Raw genomic sequence first — 19552 nt, forward strand, 5'->3', positions numbered from 1 at the left:
CAATAAATAATCACTGTGAGGGCTACCCGATGTCAGAACACGCTCAAACCCTGGGCTCGACGCGCGACGCGAGCACCAGCAACGACTCCAAGAAAGTCATCTTCGCCTCGTCCCTGGGGACGGTGTTCGAGTGGTATGACTTTTTCCTCTACGGCGCCCTGGCGGCGGTGATCAGCAAGCAATTCTTCGCCGGGGTCAACGACACCACAGCGTTTATCTTTGCCTTGATGGCCTTTGCGGCCGGCTTTGTGGTGCGCCCATTCGGCGCGTTGGTGTTCGGCCGCCTGGGCGACATGATCGGGCGCAAGTACACCTTCCTCGTCACCATCATCCTGATGGGCGTGGCGACCTTCTGTGTCGGACTGTTGCCCAATTACGCGAGCATCGGCATCGCAGCCCCGATCATCCTGATCGTGCTGCGCATGCTGCAAGGCCTGGCGCTGGGCGGCGAGTACGGCGGCGCGGCCACCTATGTGGCGGAACACGCGCCGGCCGGCAAGCGCGGCTTGCACACCAGCTGGATTCAATCCACCGCGACCATCGGCCTGCTGCTGTCGCTGCTGGTGGTGCTGGCCTGCCGTTACTTCACCGGTGACCAGTTCGAGGTGTGGGGCTGGCGGATTCCGTTCCTGTTCTCCATCGTGCTGCTGGGCATTTCCACCTGGATCCGCATGAGCCTGCATGAGTCGCCTGCGTTCCTGAAAATGAAAGAGGAAGGCAAGGCCAGCAAGGCGCCGATCCGTGAGTCGTTCGGCAAATGGGAAAACCTCAAGGTGGTGCTGATCGCGCTGTTCAGCATCAACGGCGGGCAAGCCGTGACCTTCTACGCGGCGCAGTTTTATGTGCTGTTCTTCCTCACACAGTTCCTGAAGATGGACCCGGCGCTGGCCAACATGCTGCTGATCATCAGCGTGGTGATTGGTGCACCGTTCTTCATCTTGTTTGGCTGGCTGTCGGACAAAGTCGGGCGCAAGCCGGTGCTGATGCTCGGCCTGCTGCTGGCAACCGTGCTGTACTTCCCGATCTTCAAAAGCCTGGCGCACTACACCAACCCGGCGATGGACCAGGCCAGCCGCCAGGCACCGATCACCGTGCTCGCCGACCCCGCCACCTGCACCTTCCAGTTCGACCCGGTGGGCAAGGCGCGTTTTGACAGCCCATGCGACAAGGTCAAGACCTTCCTGGTCAAACAAGGCCTGCCGTACAGCAGCGTCGCCGCACCTGCCGGCAGCCCGGTGCAGGTGAGCATCGGTGAGGTGCGCATCGACGGCTTTGACGAACAAGCACTGCGTGGCGCCGTGACCCTGGCCGGCTACCCGAGTTCGGCGGATGTGGCGCAGGTCAACAAAGTGATGGTGGTGGTGCTGATCGTCGCACTGATCCTGATTGCGGCCATGTGCTACGGCCCGCTCGCGGCGTTGATGGTGGAGCTGTTCCCGACGCGTATCCGCTACACCTCGATGTCGCTGCCCTACCACATCGGTAACGGCTGGTTTGGCGGGTTCCTGCCGACCGTGTCGTTTGCGCTGGTGGTGTATACCGGGGATATCTTCTACGGCTTGTGGTACCCGGTGGTGATTACCGGGGTGAGCCTGATTGTGGGGTTGTTCTGCCTCAAAGAAACCCGGCATGTGGATATCGATAAGAACTGATTCGACACACACCGCGACCTCTGTGGGAGGGGAGCAAGCCCCCTCTCACATTAAAAGTTCAACCAGCCACACACATTGCTGTACATCCATACAGATAATAGTTGCCGAATCGGCCTTGACTGCGCATCCTGCACAGCATCAACCCGATCTGATGTGACGACCATGCGGCTGTACCTCTGTGAAAAACCCTCCCAGGCCAAGGACATCGCGGCCGTGCTCGGTGCCAGCCGACGCGGCGACGGCTGCTGGCTGGGCAATGGGGTCACCGTCACCTGGTGCATCGGCCACCTGCTGGAAACCGCCCCGCCCGATGCCTACGACGCCAAGTACAAACGCTGGGTGCTGGCCGACCTGCCGATCGTCCCGGAAAAATGGAAAATGCAGGTCAAGCCCAAGACCGCCAGCCAGTTCAAGGCCGTCAAGCGCTTGCTGGGGGAGGCCCAGGAACTGGTGATCGCCACGGACGCCGACCGCGAGGGCGAGATGATCGCCCGCGAGCTGGTGGAGCATTGCCGCTATCGCGGGCCGATTCAGCGCCTGTGGCTGTCGGCGCTGGACGATGCCTCCATTCGCAAGGCCCTGGCGGCGCTCAAGCCCGGCGCGCAAACGTTCAGCCTGTATCACTCGGCCCTGGGCCGCTCGCGCGCCGACTGGCTGATCGGCATGAACATGAGCCGCCTGTTTACCCTGCTTGGACGTCAATCCGGCTATCAAGGTGTGTTGCCGGTGGGCCGGGTGCAAACGCCGACCTTACGCCTGGTGGTGGACCGCGACCGCAGCATCGCCGATTTCGTACCGGTGGCTTACTGGGCCATCGATGTGGACCTGCGCCACGCGCGCATGACCTTCACCGCGCAATGGCGCGCAGCCGAGGACGCCTGCGACGATCAAGGTCGCTGCCTCAACCCGCGACTGGCCCGCGAAGCCGCCGATGCAATGAGCAATGCCGCCAGCGCCCGGCTGCTGAAACTGCGCACCGAACGCATGCGTGAAGTGGCGCCCCTGCCCTTCGATCTCGGCACGCTGCAGGAGATCTGCTCCAAGAAGCTCGGCCTCGGCGCCCAGGAAACCCTGGATATCGCCCAGTCGCTCTACGAAACCCACAAAGCCATCACCTACCCGCGCAGTGACTGCGGCTACCTGCCATTGAGCCAGCACAGCGAGGCCCCGAAGATTCTTGCCGCGCTGGGCCGCGCCGACCCGGCGGTGGCCGAGCTGATGCCCCATGTCGATCCGCAGCGTCGCTCACGGGCCTGGAACGACGCCAAGGTCAGCGCCCACCACGGCATCATCCCCACCGGGGCCGGCAAGGATGTGGGGCAGCTCACCGGCAAGCATCGGGCGGTGTATACGCTGATTCGCGCGCGGTACCTGGCGCAGTTCCTGCCCAACCATGAGTACGATCGCACCCAGGCGGATTTCGACTGCGCCGGTTTTGCGTTGCGAGCGGTGGGCAAGGTGGTGATCGAACCGGGCTGGAAGCGCGCCTTGCCCGAGGCCCTGGCGCCGATCAAGGGCCGCGAGGCACCGGCACCGCAAGCCTTGCCGACGCTGGTGCAGGGCCAGGATTATGCGGTAGCCAAGGTCAACCTCAAGGACCTGTGGACCCAACCGCCCAAGCCCTTTACCGAAGGCGACCTGATCAAGGCAATGAAAAACGTCGCCAAACTGGTGGAAGACCCCCTGCTCAAGCAGAAACTCAAGGACACCACCGGTATCGGTACCGAAGCTACTCGCGCCGGAATTATCCAGGGGCTGCTCGACCGTGGGTACCTGGTAAAAAACGGCAAGGCGCTGTCGGCCACCCCGGCGGCATTCAGCCTGATCGACGCGGTACCCCGCGCCATCGCCGACCCTGGCACCACCGCCATCTGGGAACAGGCGCTGGATATGGTGCAAAGCGGTGAAATGAGCCTGGAAGAGTTCGTCGCCAAGCAAGCGGCCTGGATGAGCAAGCAGGTGGCGCGCTGCAATGGCATGCGCATGACCATCACCGGCCCCGCCAGTCCGGCGGGCAAAGGCGCCACGCCATGGAAAAACAAGCGCAAAACCGCATCACGCAAAGCAGCGGCCAGCCCCAAGCGCGGTAAAAAACCGGTTATTGCAGGGTAAACGTACAAAAAAACCGGTAAATGACGTTTTTCGACGGGTTTAACGCCGCTTTAGATCTTGCCCCGACGCAGGCGGTCTAGGATTCTGTAGGTGACCCGCTGACGTCCCAATAACAACTCCGGAGTGGCTGCCATGAAAACCGTCGCACAATTGCTCAAAGCCAAGGACCAAAAAAACCAGGACGTCCACACCATCAAATGGGATCACACCGTGTTTGAAGCGCTGGTGCGCATGTCGGAGAAAAACGTCGGTGCCTTGCCGGTGGTCAAGGATGACGTGGTGGTGGGCATCATCAGCGAACGTGACTACGCGCGCAAAATCATGCTCAAGGGCCTGTCGTCGGTCACCACCAAGGTCCACGAAGTGATGAGTTCGCCAGTGATCACCGTCGATACCCATAAAAGTGTCGAAGAGTGCATGAACATCATGACCGACAGTCACCTGCGCCACCTGCCCGTGGTCGAAGACGGCAAACTGCTGGGCCTGCTCTCCATCGGTGACCTGGTCAAGGAAGCCATCGCGGAACAGGCTGACCTGATCAAGCAACTGGAGCAGTACATCCGCGGCGAATAGGAGAAACCATGCTCGATACCCTGGCACATCAGGAAGACCATCTCGATACCTTGTACCGAGCCATGGCCGATCGACGCTTTCTGGTGTTGACGGGGGCAGGCATCAGCACATCATCGGGAATCCCCGACTACCGCGACAGCGAAGGGGTGCGTCGAGGCAAGGCGCCGATGATGTACCAGGAATTCCTGGCCACCGCGCAAGCACGACGACGTTACTGGGCGCGGGCGATGCTCGGCTGGCCGCGAGTACGCATCGCCCAGCCGAACAATGCCCATAGGGCGCTCGCGAACCTGCAACAGCGCCAGCGCATCACCGGCCTTGTTACCCAGAACGTCGACACCCTGCATGATCAAGCCGGCAGCCATGATGTGATCGAGTTGCACGGTAGCCTGCACCGCGTGCTTTGCCTGGATTGCGGGCAGTGCAGCCAGCGCGATGTGATCCAGCGAATGATGGAGCTTGATAACCCCTACCTGGCCGGCGTCGATGCCGTGCAGGCACCCGATGGCGATACCCTGCTCGACCCGGCGTTTGAAGAGCGCTTCCAGGTCCCACACTGCCCCCACTGCGGCGGCCAACGCTTGAAGCCGGATGTGGTGTTTTTCGGCGAGAACGTCGCCCCACCGACGGCGGCGAAGGCAATGGCTGCAGTGGAGTGTGCAGAAGGACTGCTGGTGGTGGGCTCGTCGCTGATGGCTTATTCGGCGTTTCGCCTGTGCAAGGCCATGGTCGAGCAAGGCAAGCCGGTGATCGCTATCAACCTGGGCAAGACCCGTGGGGATGAACTGTTGCAGGTGAAAATCCAAGCCTCTTGCGAGGCGCTGTTGCCGCTGCTTGCAGAGCGACTCGGATAGGGCAAACAACACACGGCAATGAGGGGCTTGCGTGGAGTTTCCCCCTCGTTCAAGCGACCAACCGTTCCAAAAAATGACGCCAAGGTCACGTTTCCACGCATCCCACCGCCCCGCCTGAAGTTTATGTAGTGCGCAAAAATAATCACTACATAACCGTTGACGTAACCTTTTTGTCCTTGCATGATCTAGACGTCTCCCGCATCGGGAGCGTTGGTAACAGATGTTTTGAAAGCGCTCGTCTGACCGCCGAGCTGTTTTTTCCGGATGTGCACTGCCCACAAGGCAGATTGATGAAGCTGACCGGTTCCGAAAGGAACGGGTACAAGAAGCTCAAAGGCTGCTTGTCTTCGTTATGAATGCATTGCGTAGCAGTTCATCAGCAAAACTACATGCATCAGGTTCAAGACCCTGCCCGTATTCGGCAGACCGTCACTGACGCCCGGCGTTTAACGCCGGAGACAACTAAGCAGTTTTAACGGAATCAACTGATAGATCGCCAACTGGTCAAGGGGCTTACACATGAATCTGAACAATCAACCTACTATCGATGAATTGGCTGAGATGTTCGCAGCGCAGAAAGATACACTCGACGATCATATTCTGTGGGTAGGAAAATCGGGCGAAGTGCAAATTGACTGCCTGGCGCCCCATACCGAAGAAGCCGAGTTTGACCGCAATCACCGTGAGCTGGCGGCGCGCCTGAAGATGTACCGCCGCGGCCAGGGTTATGTCGGCAAGAAGGCCGCAGCCGATCGCAACTTTATCGAGCAGGTATTCGACACACTTAACCATGCTTGGGACTCTTTCAAAGACAGCTCGCAAGTTAAAGTGATCGATCGTTACTACTAACTAAATCTCGACCTCAAGTGGGAGTTGGCTTGCCAACTCCCACTTGTGTTTGTTGGCACTTTTCAAAAAGTTGGAAACCTGCCTTGTTCCGCCTCACTGCGAAAAATATCGAATAACACCTGCGCCGCCGCCGACAGTTCATGCCCCGGCTTGGTCAACACGCCAATCGGTCGTTCGATCACCGGGCCATTCAATGTAATGCAATGGGCCCCCGCCTCCTCCATCTGCTGCGCGCATAACGCCGGCACGGCACTTACGCCCAGGCCGCTGGCAACCATCTTACCCACCGTTGCCAATTGATGGCTTTCCAGGGCCACGGGCAGTTTCATCTGCAAGGCACCCAAGTGCTCCTCCAGCATGACCCGCACGGTGGACGGCCGCTGCAAGGTGATGAAAGGCTGTTCCAGCAAGGTTTTCCAGGCGATCTCGTCACATTGCGCCAACGGCGAGTCACCCGGCACCACAGCGATGAAACGGTCCAGGTACAGCGGCGTAAACGCTAATGAAGACCCCTCTGCCGGCTCAAACGCAACGCCCAGCTCCACCTGGCGGTCGCGGACCATCTCCAGCACCTGCTCGTTGATCAGGTCATGCACCGTCACATTCACCTGAGGGTAACGCGCACGGAATATCTTCAGGATCGGCGGCAGTAAATTGCCTGCGAACGACGGCATCGCCGCCACCGTGACGCGCCCACGCTGCAAGGTAAAGCGCTGGCGCAGCTCATCTTCGGCATTGTCCCAGTCGGCAATCAATCGACGCGCCAACGGCAACAAGGATTCACCTTCGGGAGTCAGCGCCACGTTGCGGGTGTTACGGCTAAACAGGCGACCGCCCAGCCCTTCCTCCAGCCCCTTGATGGTCAGGCTCAGCGCCGACTGGGACAGGTGCAGGCGCTCGCAGGCAGCGGCAAAACTCAGGCTCTGGGCCACGGCCAGGAAGGCACGCATTTGTTTAACCGTCATGGCGCTGCTCCGAAAGGGATGGACTATGCTGTTTTCTAAATCAATCGACCTAAAAAAACAACTTAACAAATCAATGCGTCGGCGCAACACTCGGCTCATTGGCTGGCCCACACATAATAAATAGAGGTGCATGCACATGGCAGGTTTCGACAAACGCGTGGCGTCCTACGAGGAAGCACTGGCAGGCCTGGAAGACGGCATGACCGTGCTTGCCGGCGGTTTTGGCCTATGCGGCATTCCGGAAAACCTCATCAATGAGATCAAGCGCAAAGGCACCCGCGACCTGACAGTGGTTTCCAACAACTGCGGCGTCGACGGTTTTGGCCTGGGCGTGCTGCTGGAGCAAAAGCAGATCAGCAAAGTGATTGCCTCCTACGTGGGTGAAAACGCCCTGTTCGAGAAGCAATTGCTCAGCGGCGAAATCGAAGTAGTCCTCACCCCCCAAGGCACCCTGGCGGAAAAAATGCGCGCAGGCGGTGCCGGCATTCCGGCCTTCTTCACCGCCACCGGCGTCGGCACCCCCGTCGCCGAAGGTAAGGAAACCCGCGAATTCAACGGCCGCCCCTACCTGATGGAAGAGTCCATTACGGGCGACTTCGCCATCGTCAAAGGCTGGAAAGCCGACCACTTCGGCAACGTCATCTACCGCCACACCGCCCAGAACTTCAACCCACTGGCCGCCACCGCCGGCAAGATCACCGTGGTCGAAGTCGAGGAAATCGTCGAACCGGGCGAGCTGGACCCGGCGCAGATCCATACCCCTGGCATCTACGTCGACCGGATCATCTGCGGCACATTCGAAAAGCGCATCGAACAGCGCACCGTGCGCAAATAATCTGCCCCAGCCCGAACAATAAGGACTCATAAAATGGCTCTTACCCGCGAACAAATGGCTCAACGCGTCGCCCGCGAAATGCAGGACGGCTTTTACGTGAACCTCGGTATCGGCATTCCGACCCTGGTGGCCAACTACATCCCCGAAGGCATGGAAGTGATGCTGCAATCGGAAAATGGCCTGCTCGGCATGGGTCCGTTTCCGACCGAAGAAACCATTGATGCGGACATGATCAACGCCGGCAAACAAACCGTGACCGCGCGTATCGGCGCGTCGATCTTCTCCTCCGCCGAGTCCTTCGCAATGATTCGCGGCGGCCATGTCGACCTCACCGTGCTCGGTGCGTTTGAAGTGGACGTGCACGGCAACATCGCCTCGTGGATGATCCCCGGCAAGCTGGTGAAGGGCATGGGCGGCGCCATGGACCTGGTGGCCGGCGCGGAAAATATCATCGTGATCATGACCCATGCCTCCAAGGACGGTGAATCCAAGTTGCTCAGCCAATGCAGCCTGCCGCTGACCGGTGCCAACTGCATCAAGCGGGTACTGACGGACCTTGCGTACCTGGAGATCGAAAATGGCGCTTTTGTCCTCAAGGAACGCGCACCTGGCGTCAGCGTTGAAGAGATTGTGAGCAAGACCGCCGGTAAACTGATCGTCCCGGACCACGTTCCAGAAATGCACTTCCAGTGAGGACAGATTCCATGCAAGACGTCGTGATTGTTGCTGCCACCCGCACCGCCGTGGGCAGCTTCCAGGGTTCGCTGGCGAATATTCCGGCACCGGAACTGGGCGCCGCCGTCATCCGTCGCCTGCTGGAACAGACCGGTCTGGACCCGGCCCAGGTCGACGAAGTGATCCTCGGCCAGGTGCTCACCGCAGGCAGCGGCCAGAACCCGGCGCGCCAGGCCTCGATCCTCGCCGACCTGCCCCACGCCGTGCCGAGCCTGACCCTGAACAAAGTCTGCGGTTCGGGCCTCAAGGCGCTGCACCTCGGTGCCCAGGCGATCCGTTGCGGCGACGCCGACGTGATCATCGCCGGCGGCATGGAGAACATGAGCCTGGCACCGTACGTACTGCCCGCTGCGCGCACCGGTTTGCGCATGGGCCACGCCAAGATGGTCGACAGCATGATCACCGACGGCCTGTGGGATGCATTCAACGATTACCACATGGGCATCACCGCCGAGAACCTGGTGGACAAGTACGGCATCAGCCGCGAAGCCCAGGATGCCTTTGCCGCCGCTTCTCAGCAAAAGGCCAGCGCGGCAATCGAAGCCGGACGCTTTGTCGACGAAATCACGCCGATCCTGATCCCGCAGCGCAAGGGCGACCCCGTAGCTTTCGCGGTGGACGAACAACCTCGCGCCGGTACCACCGCCGAATCGCTGGGCAAGCTCAAGCCGGCATTCAAGAAAGACGGCAGCGTAACCGCCGGCAACGCCTCCAGCCTCAATGACGGCGCGGCCGCCGTGTTGCTGATGAGCGCCGACAAAGCCAAGTCCCTGGGGCTGCCCGTCCTGGCCCGCATCGCCAGCTATGCCAACGCAGGCGTCGACCCGGCCATCATGGGCATCGGCCCGGTTTCGGCCACCCGTCGATGCCTGGACAAGGCCGGCTGGACGCTCAGTGAATTGGACCTGATCGAAGCCAACGAAGCCTTCGCCGCGCAATCACTGGCGGTGGGCAAAGAGCTGGAGTGGGATGCCGACAAGGTCAACGTCAATGGCGGCGCCATCGCCATCGGCCACCCGATCGGTGCCTCGGGCTGCCGCGTGCTGGTGACCCTGCTGCATGAAATGATCAAGCGCGATGCCAAGAAAGGCTTGGCAACGTTGTGCATCGGTGGCGGCCAAGGCGTCGCCCTGGCCCTTGAACGCAGCTGATTCAAAGAGCAACACTGGAAAGGCCCGGTTCCACGAAAACCGGGCCTTTCCTTTATCCGGTAGACCTGAAAAAACGCCGTTCAAATGTGGGAGCAAGCCCCCTCCCACACCCGATCTTCGTTACCTGTGAGATTGAGGCACCGCAAACACCGCATTCGCCCGTGCCACCACCTTCTCCCCTACCTGCAGGCTCACCGTGGCAAACGCCATTTGGCGCCCGCGCTTGTGATGCTCCAACCGCACCACGACCCACTCCCCCACCTGCACCGCCCCCAGGTAATCCACGGTCATGCTCGCTGTAATCAATCGCAACGGCGGCTCGCTGGAAAACGCCATGGCGTAGCCCATGCCGATATCCGCCAGCGTCGCCAACACCCCGCCATGCACGGTGCCGCGCCCATTGGCATGGCGATTGTCGGCGCGCAGGCCGATTTCTAATCCCAGGCCTTCGCCCCGGCAGTATGCCGGGCCAAGCAGATCTAGCAGTGGGCTGCTGCGGGGCAACGAAACAAACCCTTCGGGCACAGTGTGAGTGATCATGATGCGTTCTTCCTTGATGTCAGGCTCAAGATGTACGCCTGCTCCCGAACCCCGGCCACCACCATCAGGCGTGCAAATCTTGCGCGATACTTTGCGTTAATCCGCCGGACCCGCTTTAATCGCCGCCAATTTCCCCCGCACATCTTAAGGATCCGCAATGCGCCATCTGGACGGCAACCCGCTTCGCGTCCCGCTATTGATCTTGCTGACCGGCCTGGCGCTGGGCGGCTGCTCGCCCAAGGAGCACTCCCGCGCCGCCGCCATCAGTGGCGAACAAGGCCGGGCCGGCGCACAACTGGCCTACGAACACGAACTGACCTTGGCCCTGCCCGGCGCCCTGCTCGCGCCGCGCATGCAGGCCACCCGTGAGGCCTGCGAAACGGCGCGGTTCGGCGCCTGCAATATCCTGGGCATCACCGAAGACAGCAACGGCGGCGAGATCATCCTGCGCATCGCCCCCAACGGCGTAGAACCAATGGTCGCCCTGGCCGCTGAAGGCGGTAAGCTCGGCCAGCGCATCACGACCGCCGAGGATCTGGCCGACGCCGTCGACGATGTACGCCGCCGCCAGGACCGCCTGCAAACCCAGCAACAACGCCTCGATGAACTGGCCAAGCGCAAAGACATCACCGTCAGCGACCTGATCGCCCTGAGCAAGGAACAGGCCGGCATCGAAAACGATCTGCAAGCGCTGGCCCAGGTCGCCGTGAGGTCAGCAACGTCGTCTCGACACTAACCGTGTGACCCTGAACTTCCGTTCTTCGGACGGCGCAAACCAAGCCTCCCGCTTCAGCCGGATGTTCAGCAACCTGGGCACGAATATGGTCGAAGGCACGGCTGACGCGCTGGAACGCGCCAGTTACATACTGCCCTTTGTAGTCCTGGCGTTCCCGGTGGTCTGGTTGTGGGTGTGGCTGTGGCGCAAGTTTGTGCGCCGCCGCACGTAGTCAGCGCTTCATACAGCGCTGATAGCGCTCATCGACGCGCTTGGCAAACCAGGCCGTGGTGAGGTTGCGGGTGATCTTCGGGCTCTTGAGCACAATGCCCGGCAGGATCGCCCGTGGCATCGGCGCGCCGTTGGCCTTGTCGGCCAGGGCAAACACGCGTTTGTAGAGGGTGGTGTCTTCAAAATCCAACCGCTCGCCCTGCTCCAGTTGGCTGCGAATGCTGGGGTTACGCATGTCCAGCCTGGCGCCCAGGGAACGTACCGCCAGTTCGGTGGTGCCGGGCAGCAATGAGCCATAACGGATCAAGTCGCCATCCAGCGCCAGCTCAGTGCCCGAAGCCCGGCTGACCGCCGCCTGGAACGCGGCATTGCGACTCGCGTACCAGCCGGCATTGAAGTCGGCGAAGCGGTACAGCGGCTGGTCGTAGTTCACCGGATAACCCAGCAAGTGGGCGATGCCGAAGTACATGCCGCCACGCCGGGTGAAAACCTCCCGACGAATCGTGCCGTCCACCGTGTAGGGATAACCCCGCGCCTGTTGCTGCGCAAAGTCGATGCTGACCTGCATCGGGCCGGCGGTATGCACCGGGTTGAAGCCGCCAAACAGGGTGTTGCCCAAGGGCACCATGCTGATGAAGTCATCGAAGATGCCGCTGAGGTCTTTCTCGGTGCGCGCCGCGTTCAAACGGTCGGCGTAGGACTTGCCGCTGGGCGACTTCAGCTGCAGCGCGCTGCGCACCACAAAGGCCGGCACATGCACCTTGCCGGCCCGGCGCAGGATTTCGTCCTGGGCAATCTTGCCCATGTTCGGCACGGGTGGGTCGACCTGAAACGTCGACTCCTGCTCGGTTACCGCCAGCACGGCGCAGATGTTCTCGGTGCTGGGGTAGATCTTCTGGGTATCGAAGGCAGTGTAGATGTCCTGGGCCCAGCCATTGCGATCCGCTACCTTGGCCGGCAGCAAGCGCACGATCTGCGCCTTCACCTCGGCCTCGCTGCGCTCCGGCTGCTGCGGGCCGCGTGAAGTGGAACAACCGGCCAACACCAGCCAGGGGGTGAGGCACAGGATCAGGCGGCGTAGGGACATTGGGCTTCCTTGAAGGCGATGGGCCGGGCGTTGCGATATGGACCGGTAAGTCTGGCGTGGGTTCGCCAGGTTGCCGGGAACGTTCGGCCTGCGCCATCCCGCGCGGACACGCTTTTCCTCCGGTCGCACAGATACTGTGATTGACCCTACCGGTAACTTGAAGCTGTAGGACTGCTTAACCTGTAATCCAGCTCCTACGACGGCCCCCGCATTTACCCGAAGTTTTGGCGAAACCTCCTAGCCGTCCTGGCGAACAGCGCCGACTTCTTTACCTGATAAACCTCTCCAAAGTCTCTCGCCTGATCATTCAGTGCGAGGGACCGCCATGTACCTATCCGTTAATGCCCTGCCCACCAGGGCTGCCTCTTGATTCCGGTTATTGCCAGCTTCGTTCTGGCGCCCATGGATGCCGACGCGCCGGATGTTGAACGCGTCCTGCGTGACTTGCGTAATTGCCTGAACACCTTCGACGACTGGACCGAAAGCTTTTGGAGTGGCTCGGCGCTTGAGGTGGAGCAGGTTTTCAAAGTCGGCGAAGAGGTTGCGTTGATCGCGCCGGTCTCTTCCAGAAAACCCAGCACAGTGGTCGCCACGTGTGATGCTCAGGGGTCGATGACCCTGGTGCATCTGTTTGAAAGCACGCGCTTCGTGCCTATCGGCAACACGCCGGTAATGCTGCAGGCCATCGCCCGGGATGGCAGCCCGACGGGACCGCCCATCCATCGAACCATCGGCCCCGGCGGCACGCTTGAAATCCAGGAATGTACCCGCGACCAACAATACCAAATTACGTTTTATCCCGACGTTTCCACGGATCACGTCAAGGCGCTGTATGCCTCCTATCAATCGGTGATCGCCGGGCTGGAAACGGGCCTGCGCGATGAGTGGGCGAAGACCTTCAAGCCCCAGTGGGACGAGTTTGCCGACGCCCCGTCTTTGCAACGCAGCGCAATGCAAGGCGCGGCGTTTTCCAGCGGTTTGGCTCAGGCGCTCTACAACCTGTGGGACAACATCACGCAGGTGTATGAGCTGTTATCGGATCTACAGGCCAACAGCGAAAAGTTGTTGGCGTACATCTCTCAGGCCGACCTCGATGAACTGCTGACGCTCGGCAGCGACGCCATTGCCCACGCGTTGCTGGTGCTGAGTGATGAGCCGCTGTTGTTCATTTTTATCTCGGCGATGGTCAGCTGGATACGCCTGCTGCCGCCGCCGCAGATGTTCGAATTGCTCGGCGAGATCACCGGCGAGGTCTTGATCAATCTACTGCTGATGTGGGCGACGGCAGGCACGGGCGTGACGCTGCGCCTGGGTGCTCAGGCGCTGGGGGCCATCAAGTCCGCACGGGTCCGGGGGTTGTTGGAGCTGCTGGCCAGGCACCTTGTGAGGCCAGGGTTGGAACCGCATGTCGCAGCGGCCAGGCCATTGCTGCTGGGCAGCGCGCCAACGCCGATCAAGACGATTCCGGTTGCGCCGTTGAAGGCTGGGGAGCAGGTGGTTTCGAACCCTGTTCCGTTGGTTCGTAACAAGTCCCAGCAGACGGTATTGGTTCGGCAGGAGCATGTCGATGATGTGCCGGTCGTGGCTACGAATCCCAAGGGTGACGCGGCGACTTCGGCGGACAAAACAGCGACCAATGGCTGCCCGGTGTCGATGGTCACTGGGGAGGAATTGCTCACCCTCACCGATGGTGTTTTAGATGGGATATTGCCGTTTGAGTGGACCCGTTTGTACCGCACCAGCGCGGTGGAAGTGGATGTTGGGCTGGGGTTTGGCTGGAGTCATTCGCTGGCGCAGCGGCTTTCTGTTTCGGGCGATTCGGTGGTGTGGACCGACCATGAAAACCGCACTGTTTCGTTTCCACTGCCGACTGTTGCGCGACCGGCGATCACCAACAGCCTGGCTGAAGCGGCGATTTATTTGGGATCTTCGCCGGATGAGTTAGTGCTGGCCCAGGCCTCGCGGTTTTATCACTTTCGTGACGGGGTGCTGGTCTCGATCAGCGATGCGTATGACAACCGCCTGCGGATTTCGCGGGATGTGGTGGGGCGTATTGCACGGCTGGATAACGGCGTCGGGCGCTCGTTGTGTTTGCGCTATGAACTGGGCCGCATGGTGGCGGTGGATTACCAGGTTCAGCGGGCCAAGGGGTATGAGCCTTACGAATGGATCACGGAACAGAACGTTGTTTCCTACGCCTATGACGACGCGGGACGACTGCTTTCGGCAACCAACGCCGTCGGCGAAAGCGAGGTTTATCGGTACGACGAGCAGCACGTCATTCTGGAGCGGGGCTTGGCCGGCGGGGCGAGTTTCTTCTGGGAATGGGAACGCTCTGGCAAGGCGGCGCGGTGTGTCCGGCACTGGGCCAGTTTTTCGCAGATGGATACGCGGTATGTCTGGGAGGACAACGGCCGCGTGGTCGTGCATAACGCCGATGGCAGTCAGGAAGTGTATGTCCACGATGACCGCGCACGGCTGGTGCAGCGCATTGATCCGGACGGCGCTCAGCACTTCAAATCCTACGACGCCAAAGGCCGGCTGACGGTCGAGCAGGATCCGCTCGGGGCGGTGACGGCGTATCAGTACGACGATGCCGGACGCTTGGTGGCGGTGTTTCCGGGAGAGGACGCGCCGACGTCCTACGAGCATGACAATGGCTTCGTACGGGTTGTAAGACGTGGTGAAGCGGTCTGGAAGTACGAGCGTAACGATCAGGGCGACGTGACGCGTAGGACCGATCCCGATGGTGAGGTGACGGACTACAGCTACAACAAATACGGGCAACTGACGGGGGTTTGGTATCCCGACCACAGTTGTCATCGGCTGGTGTGGAATGAACGCGGTCAGCTCCTTGAAGAGCAACTGCCCAATGGCGACACCAAGCGCTATCGCTACGATGATCTGGGCCGCCAGATTGCCCGCGAGGATGAACAGGGCGCGCTGACCGGGTATCAATGGGACAGCGTTGGTCGGTTAACGCGTGTTGTACTGCCGGGCGGCGCAACCCGCGAATACAGCTACAACCCCTACGGAAAAATCACCGCCGAACGCGACGAACGCGGCCACGTCACCCGCTACGAATACGCCGATGGCCTGCACCTGATCAGCCGCCGCCTCAACGCCGATGGCAGCCAGGTCAACTACCGCTACGACAACGCCCGACTGCTGCTCACCGAAATCGAAAACGAAGTCGGCGAAACCTACCGGCTCAACTACCACCCCAACGGCCTGATCCAGCAGGAAATCGGCTTCGACGGCCAGCGCACCGCCTACGTCTACGACCTTAACGGCAACCTTCAGGAAAAAACCGAACACGGCGACGATAGCAGTCAGCTAGTTACCGTTTACCAGCGCGATCACGCCGGCCGCCTTGTACGAAAAACCCTGCCCGACGGCAATACCGTTGATTACGCCTACGACCGCCAAGGCAACCTCCTCAGCGTCGACGACGGCCACTGGGCGCTGGCCTACGAGTACGACACACAAAACCGCCTGACCGCCGAGCATCAAGGCTGGGGCACCTTGCGTTATGGCTACGACGTCTGCGGTCAACTGCAACACCTGCGCTTGCCGGACAACAATCGACTGACCTTCAACCATGCCAAAGGCGGCCAACTCGCCACCGTTGAGTTGAACGGCACACTGCTGACTTCCCACCTTTTCAAAGCCGGTCAAGAGCACCAACGCCAACAAGGTCAACTGCTCAGCCACTACCACTACGACGACCAGCACCGCCTGCACGCCCACAGCGTCACGCAGCAGGAAAACCACCTCTACCAACGCCACTACGACTACGACAAAGCCGGCAACCTCACTCGCCTGAACGACACCCGCAAAGGCGAACACCACTACCGCTACGACCCACTAGGCCGCCTCACCCGCGCCGACCACTCGCAGGACCTGCAGGAACGTTTCGGCCACAACCCGGCCGGCAACCTGCTGATGCACGACCGTCCCGGCCCGGACATCGTGGCGGGCAACCGCCTGATGATCCAGGGCGACCGGCATTACGACTATGACGCCTTCGGCAACCTCATCCGCGAACGGCGCGGCCGCGGGCATGCGTTAGTCACCGAGTACCGCTACGACTGCCAGCACCGGCTGATCGGCATTACCCAGCCCAACGGCCAAACCGCCAGCTACCGCTATGACCCGTTTGGGCGGCGCATCAGCAAAACCGTCGATGGCATAACGACCGAGTTTTTCTGGCAAGGCGACAAACTGATCGCCGAACACCATGCGGATCGGCATCGCAGTTTTATCTATGAACCGGACAGCTTTCGGCCGCTGGCGCTGCTGGAAGGCTTCGGCCCAGACGAAACCCAGCCCTACCACTACCAACTCGACCACCTCGGCACGCCCCAGGAACTCACCACTCCAGACGGCGAAATCGTCTGGTCCGCCCACTACCGCGCCTACGGCCAAATCAGCCGTCTCGACGTAAAAAAAGTCGACAACCCGCTGCGTTTCCAAGGCCAATACTTCGATTCGGAAAGCGGACTGCACTACAACCGCCATCGCTACTACAATCCGGATGTTGGTCGTTACCTGACGCCAGATCCGGCGAAGCTGGCGGGTGGGATCAATGCCTACCAATACGCGCCCAACCCTACGGCATGGGTGGATCCGCTAGGCTTGAGTAAATGTCCTGCGAATGATGGGTGTAAACCCACCAAGCACGCGACAAACCCGGCGGAAAACGTCAAAGTCAATGAGGGTGATGTAGAGGCACCCAAAGGCTTTGATACTAAACTATCCAGAAATGGAGCATTTAGAAGGGCGAAAGCGATTGGCGGGATTCCCAAACATCAACATCCTGAACGCACATATGGTGATCCCCTTACCGATCAAACTCGCCATACAAAAAGCCGGGTCTACGAATTCAAATTAAACGGCAAAATAGTTGAAATTCGCGAACATTCCTTAGGTCACAAAAAAGGCAATCACGGCCCACACTTCAATACCAAAACAATCGTCGATGACAAAAAAGCGCCACTCACAATTGGCGATGACTCCCACACATATTTCAAGAGATAAATTTATGAAAACAGCATTCATCCAAGAAATCGGCATCAGACCTTGGGACCAACTATACCCAACCAATGAATGCGCATACTCTACGATATCTTTGATAAGTCAAGATTATAAAAATGTTTGGACCTCATGGTGCGAACTCGCTTCACTACTAGTATTTGAATGGCCAAAAATCATAACTTGGTACACTTTTGGATTCCCACACGAAAGTAAAACTCAGGAATACCTGTCTTTAAGAGAGCATGCAAAATCTTCATCATCAATTGATATTCTTAAAAAAAACGATGCAACCTCCATTTACTCAGGAATAGAGTACCTTAACCCGATCCTGCATCAAATAGACCCTTCAAAACTCACCAGCTATCGATATTGCGTAACACTTATGCAGAAAAAAAATAGTGACATTGACGACTTGTGGCGCAGACTGAGCCATTTAGACCTTCTCTCAAAAACTGATGACTTCAAATTGATACTTTCAGACGAAAGCTCGCTAGCTTTTAGATTTTTCGATGCGGAAACACACGGAATCGCACAGCTCATATGTCATGTCGAGCATGCAGACAACATTATTGAAAAAATTCGCACTTTAAATATAGAGAGAATCGAAAAAAAAGATGTGTACGACTACCTCCATAGCTAGACAAAAACAGATTAAATAATTTAACACTGAAACTCATATAAAGCTGTTAAATAGGAAAAGCATCAATAAGAAAGCCTTTTCCAACAGAGCGGCGCGAATTAAAGACACCAAACAAAGCCACAGAAAAATATAGACGAACCACTACTGCCAAGACGATGAAGATCCAAACCCTGAAAAATTTGATAATCGAGTATTTAGCGCAAGTAAAAAAAGCGACAGACTTGCTTGAGCAATCATTTGGAACCAAAACATTCTTAGATTATGGCATTCAAAAAATATCCCGCAACAAGGTTCAGTCACAGAAGACGTAACCTACGAGCTGCATGGGATTGGTTGCAGTGTTTATCTATCTGAAATATGTGTCGACTTCGATCACGGCCCGGATGAACGGATCGATGGTTTTGGCTCTTGGAGGTTGTATATGTACGCATGCGAAGTGCCAAGCAAGTACAAGAAATACACTAATAGTGGGGCTGCGGCGCAGCCCAGCACGAGCAAGCTTGCTCACCACAAACGCTTGCTCACTAAAGGGTTAGCAAAGGCTTTAGATCCCCGCCAACGCCAAATCCAGCGCAAAGTAGGTAAAAATCAAATCCGCACCCGCCCGTTTGATCGAGCCCAGGGTCTCGCGAACCACGCGGTCCTCATCAATCGCCCCCGCCTGGGCGCCGAACTTGATCATCGCGTATTCACCGCTTACCTGATATGCCGCCACCGGCAGGCGTGAGGCTTCGCGGATGTCGCGGATGATGTCCAGATAGGCACCGGCCGGTTTGACCATCAGGGCGTCCGCGCCTTCCTGTTCGTCGAGCAGCGATTCGCGCACGGCTTCGCGGCGGTTCATCGGGTTCATCTGGTAGCTTTTGCGGTCGCCCTTGAGTGCGCTGCCGCCGGCTTCGCGGAAGGGGCCGTAGAGGGCCGACGCGAATTTGGTCGAGTAGGCCATGATCGGGATGTGGGTGAAACCGGCGTCGTCCAAGGCGCGGCGGATGGCCTGGACCTGGCCGTCCATGGCGGCAGACGGTGCGATCACGTCGGCACCGGCACGGGCGGCGGCCACGGCTTGTTTGCCGAGGTTGACCAAGGTCGCATCGTTGTCGACATGGGCGCCGTGCATGACGCCGCAGTGGCCGTGGTCGGTGTATTCGCAAAAACAGGTATCGGACATCACGATCATTTCCGGCACAGCGTCCTTGATGATTGAGGACATGCGCGAGACCAGGCCGCGTTCTTTCCAGGTGTCGCTGCCGCTGGCGTCCAGGTGGTGGGACACCCCAAACGTCATCACCGACTTGATGCCGGCGCGGGCATAGCGCTCGATCTCGCCGGCCAGTTTTTTCTCAGGGATGCGCTGCACGCCCGGCATGCTGGTGATCGGCACGAAGTCGTCGATTTCTTCTTCGACGAAAATCGGCAGCACCAGGTCGTTGAGGGTGAACTCGGTTTCCTGGAACAAACCACGCAGCTCCGGAGAGCGGCGCAGGCGGCGTGGGCGGGCTTGGGGGAACTGGCTGGTCATGGTTTTCCTGGGCAAGACAAAAAACTGTGGGCAAAAGCTTATGCCCCAGCCCCCCGT

The 19552-nt window shown here is 59.4% G+C and carries 14 protein-coding genes and 2 pseudogenes; 12 read left to right on the top strand and 4 right to left on the bottom strand.

Annotated features, from left to right (window positions below):
• The first annotated feature begins 29 nt into the window (after positions 1-29).
• From AB4O23_RS22690 to AB4O23_RS22710, 5 genes are all read left to right on the top strand, one after another.
• Positions 30-1652: an MFS transporter gene (locus tag AB4O23_RS22690; RefSeq protein ID WP_017530499.1), complete on the top strand. Its 1623-nt coding sequence runs from the start codon at positions 30-32 to the stop codon at positions 1650-1652.
• 162 nt (positions 1653-1814) lie between these two features.
• Positions 1815-3764 carry a DNA topoisomerase III gene (locus tag AB4O23_RS22695; protein ID WP_460084445.1) on the top strand — a complete coding sequence of 650 codons (1950 nt, stop codon included), beginning with the start codon at positions 1815-1817 and terminating at the stop codon, positions 3762-3764.
• Between the two features lie 132 nt (positions 3765-3896).
• Entirely contained in the window at positions 3897-4337 is a 441-nt protein-coding gene (locus tag AB4O23_RS22700) for a CBS domain-containing protein (RefSeq protein ID WP_065878672.1), read from the top strand.
• A gap of 8 nt (positions 4338-4345) precedes the next feature.
• On the top strand, positions 4346-5191 hold the full coding sequence (locus tag AB4O23_RS22705; protein WP_017530496.1) for an NAD-dependent protein deacetylase: 846 nt from the start codon (positions 4346-4348) through the stop codon (positions 5189-5191).
• 519 nt (positions 5192-5710) lie between these two features.
• Positions 5711-6040: a hypothetical protein gene (locus AB4O23_RS22710; protein WP_017530495.1), complete on the top strand. Its 330-nt coding sequence runs from the start codon at positions 5711-5713 to the stop codon at positions 6038-6040.
• Between the two features lie 62 nt (positions 6041-6102).
• On the opposite strand, the gene AB4O23_RS22715 is transcribed toward AB4O23_RS22710, so the two are convergent.
• On the bottom strand, positions 6103-7005 hold the full coding sequence (locus AB4O23_RS22715) for a LysR family transcriptional regulator (protein ID WP_017530494.1): 903 nt from the start codon (positions 7003-7005) through the stop codon (positions 6103-6105).
• A gap of 136 nt (positions 7006-7141) precedes the next feature.
• Between AB4O23_RS22715 and AB4O23_RS22720 the strand changes: the two genes are divergently transcribed.
• The 3 genes from AB4O23_RS22720 to AB4O23_RS22730 are packed head-to-tail and all read left to right on the top strand — an operon-like array spanning position 7142 to position 9726.
• Positions 7142-7840, top strand: coding sequence for a CoA transferase subunit A (locus AB4O23_RS22720; protein ID WP_003173073.1), 699 nt, complete (start codon positions 7142-7144; stop codon positions 7838-7840).
• Positions 7841-7873: 33 nt separating this feature from the next.
• Positions 7874-8533 (top strand): CoA transferase subunit B, encoded by a 660-nt coding sequence (locus AB4O23_RS22725; protein ID WP_032886654.1) that lies wholly within the window; start codon positions 7874-7876, stop codon positions 8531-8533.
• Between the two features lie 11 nt (positions 8534-8544).
• The gene (locus AB4O23_RS22730) at positions 8545-9726 is read left to right on the top strand and encodes an acetyl-CoA C-acetyltransferase (RefSeq protein ID WP_460060673.1); all 1182 of its coding nucleotides are present in this window, start codon (positions 8545-8547) and stop codon (positions 9724-9726) included.
• A gap of 120 nt (positions 9727-9846) precedes the next feature.
• On the opposite strand, the gene AB4O23_RS22735 is transcribed toward AB4O23_RS22730, so the two are convergent.
• Entirely contained in the window at positions 9847-10266 is a 420-nt protein-coding gene (locus AB4O23_RS22735) for a PaaI family thioesterase (protein ID WP_460060677.1), read from the bottom strand.
• Positions 10267-10423: 157 nt separating this feature from the next.
• On the opposite strand from AB4O23_RS22735, the pseudogene AB4O23_RS22740 reads away from it, so the two are divergent.
• Positions 10424-11213: pseudogene (locus tag AB4O23_RS22740) on the top strand (DUF4349 domain-containing protein).
• Here AB4O23_RS22740 and AB4O23_RS22745 read toward each other — a convergent pair.
• Complete coding sequence (locus AB4O23_RS22745) at positions 11214-12299, bottom strand: DUF1615 domain-containing protein (RefSeq protein WP_460060685.1); 1086 nt, start codon at positions 12297-12299, stop codon at positions 11214-11216.
• Positions 12300-12665: 366 nt separating this feature from the next.
• Between AB4O23_RS22745 and AB4O23_RS22750 the strand changes: the two genes are divergently transcribed.
• The 3 genes and pseudogenes from AB4O23_RS22750 to AB4O23_RS22760 form a co-directional block, all read left to right on the top strand.
• Positions 12666-17339, top strand: a complete 4674-nt coding sequence (locus tag AB4O23_RS22750; protein WP_460084442.1) for an RHS repeat-associated core domain-containing protein — start codon at positions 12666-12668, stop codon at positions 17337-17339.
• A gap of 4 nt (positions 17340-17343) precedes the next feature.
• Entirely contained in the window at positions 17344-17976 is a 633-nt protein-coding gene (locus tag AB4O23_RS22755) for a hypothetical protein (protein ID WP_460060691.1), read from the top strand.
• A 277-nt stretch (positions 17977-18253) separates the two neighbouring features.
• Positions 18254-18385 (top strand): annotated as a pseudogene (locus AB4O23_RS22760) (DUF6896 domain-containing protein); the annotation flags it as partial.
• A 135-nt stretch (positions 18386-18520) separates the two neighbouring features.
• Here AB4O23_RS22760 and hemB read toward each other — a convergent pair.
• Positions 18521-19495: a porphobilinogen synthase gene (gene hemB, locus AB4O23_RS22765; RefSeq protein WP_068931633.1), complete on the bottom strand. Its 975-nt coding sequence runs from the start codon at positions 19493-19495 to the stop codon at positions 18521-18523.
• Positions 19496-19552 lie beyond the last annotated feature (57 nt).

The organism is Pseudomonas sp. H2_A10, assembly GCF_054680085.1.

Coding starts and splice junctions, on each gene's coding strand:
- AB4O23_RS22755 (WP_460060691.1), top strand. CDS start 17,344: ATGAAAACAGCATTCATCCAAGAAATCGGCATCAGACCTTGGGACCAA.
- AB4O23_RS22690 (WP_017530499.1), top strand. CDS start 30: ATGTCAGAACACGCTCAAACCCTGGGCTCGACGCGCGACGCGAGCACC.
- hemB (WP_068931633.1), bottom strand. CDS start 19,495: ATGACCAGCCAGTTCCCCCAAGCCCGCCCACGCCGCCTGCGCCGCTCT.
- AB4O23_RS22720 (WP_003173073.1), top strand. CDS start 7,142: ATGGCAGGTTTCGACAAACGCGTGGCGTCCTACGAGGAAGCACTGGCA.
- AB4O23_RS22715 (WP_017530494.1), bottom strand. CDS start 7,005: ATGACGGTTAAACAAATGCGTGCCTTCCTGGCCGTGGCCCAGAGCCTG.
- AB4O23_RS22695 (WP_460084445.1), top strand. CDS start 1,815: ATGCGGCTGTACCTCTGTGAAAAACCCTCCCAGGCCAAGGACATCGCG.
- AB4O23_RS22725 (WP_032886654.1), top strand. CDS start 7,874: ATGGCTCTTACCCGCGAACAAATGGCTCAACGCGTCGCCCGCGAAATG.
- AB4O23_RS22700 (WP_065878672.1), top strand. CDS start 3,897: ATGAAAACCGTCGCACAATTGCTCAAAGCCAAGGACCAAAAAAACCAG.
- AB4O23_RS22735 (WP_460060677.1), bottom strand. CDS start 10,266: ATGATCACTCACACTGTGCCCGAAGGGTTTGTTTCGTTGCCCCGCAGC.
- AB4O23_RS22745 (WP_460060685.1), bottom strand. CDS start 12,299: ATGTCCCTACGCCGCCTGATCCTGTGCCTCACCCCCTGGCTGGTGTTG.
- AB4O23_RS22705 (WP_017530496.1), top strand. CDS start 4,346: ATGCTCGATACCCTGGCACATCAGGAAGACCATCTCGATACCTTGTAC.
- AB4O23_RS22730 (WP_460060673.1), top strand. CDS start 8,545: ATGCAAGACGTCGTGATTGTTGCTGCCACCCGCACCGCCGTGGGCAGC.
- AB4O23_RS22710 (WP_017530495.1), top strand. CDS start 5,711: ATGAATCTGAACAATCAACCTACTATCGATGAATTGGCTGAGATGTTC.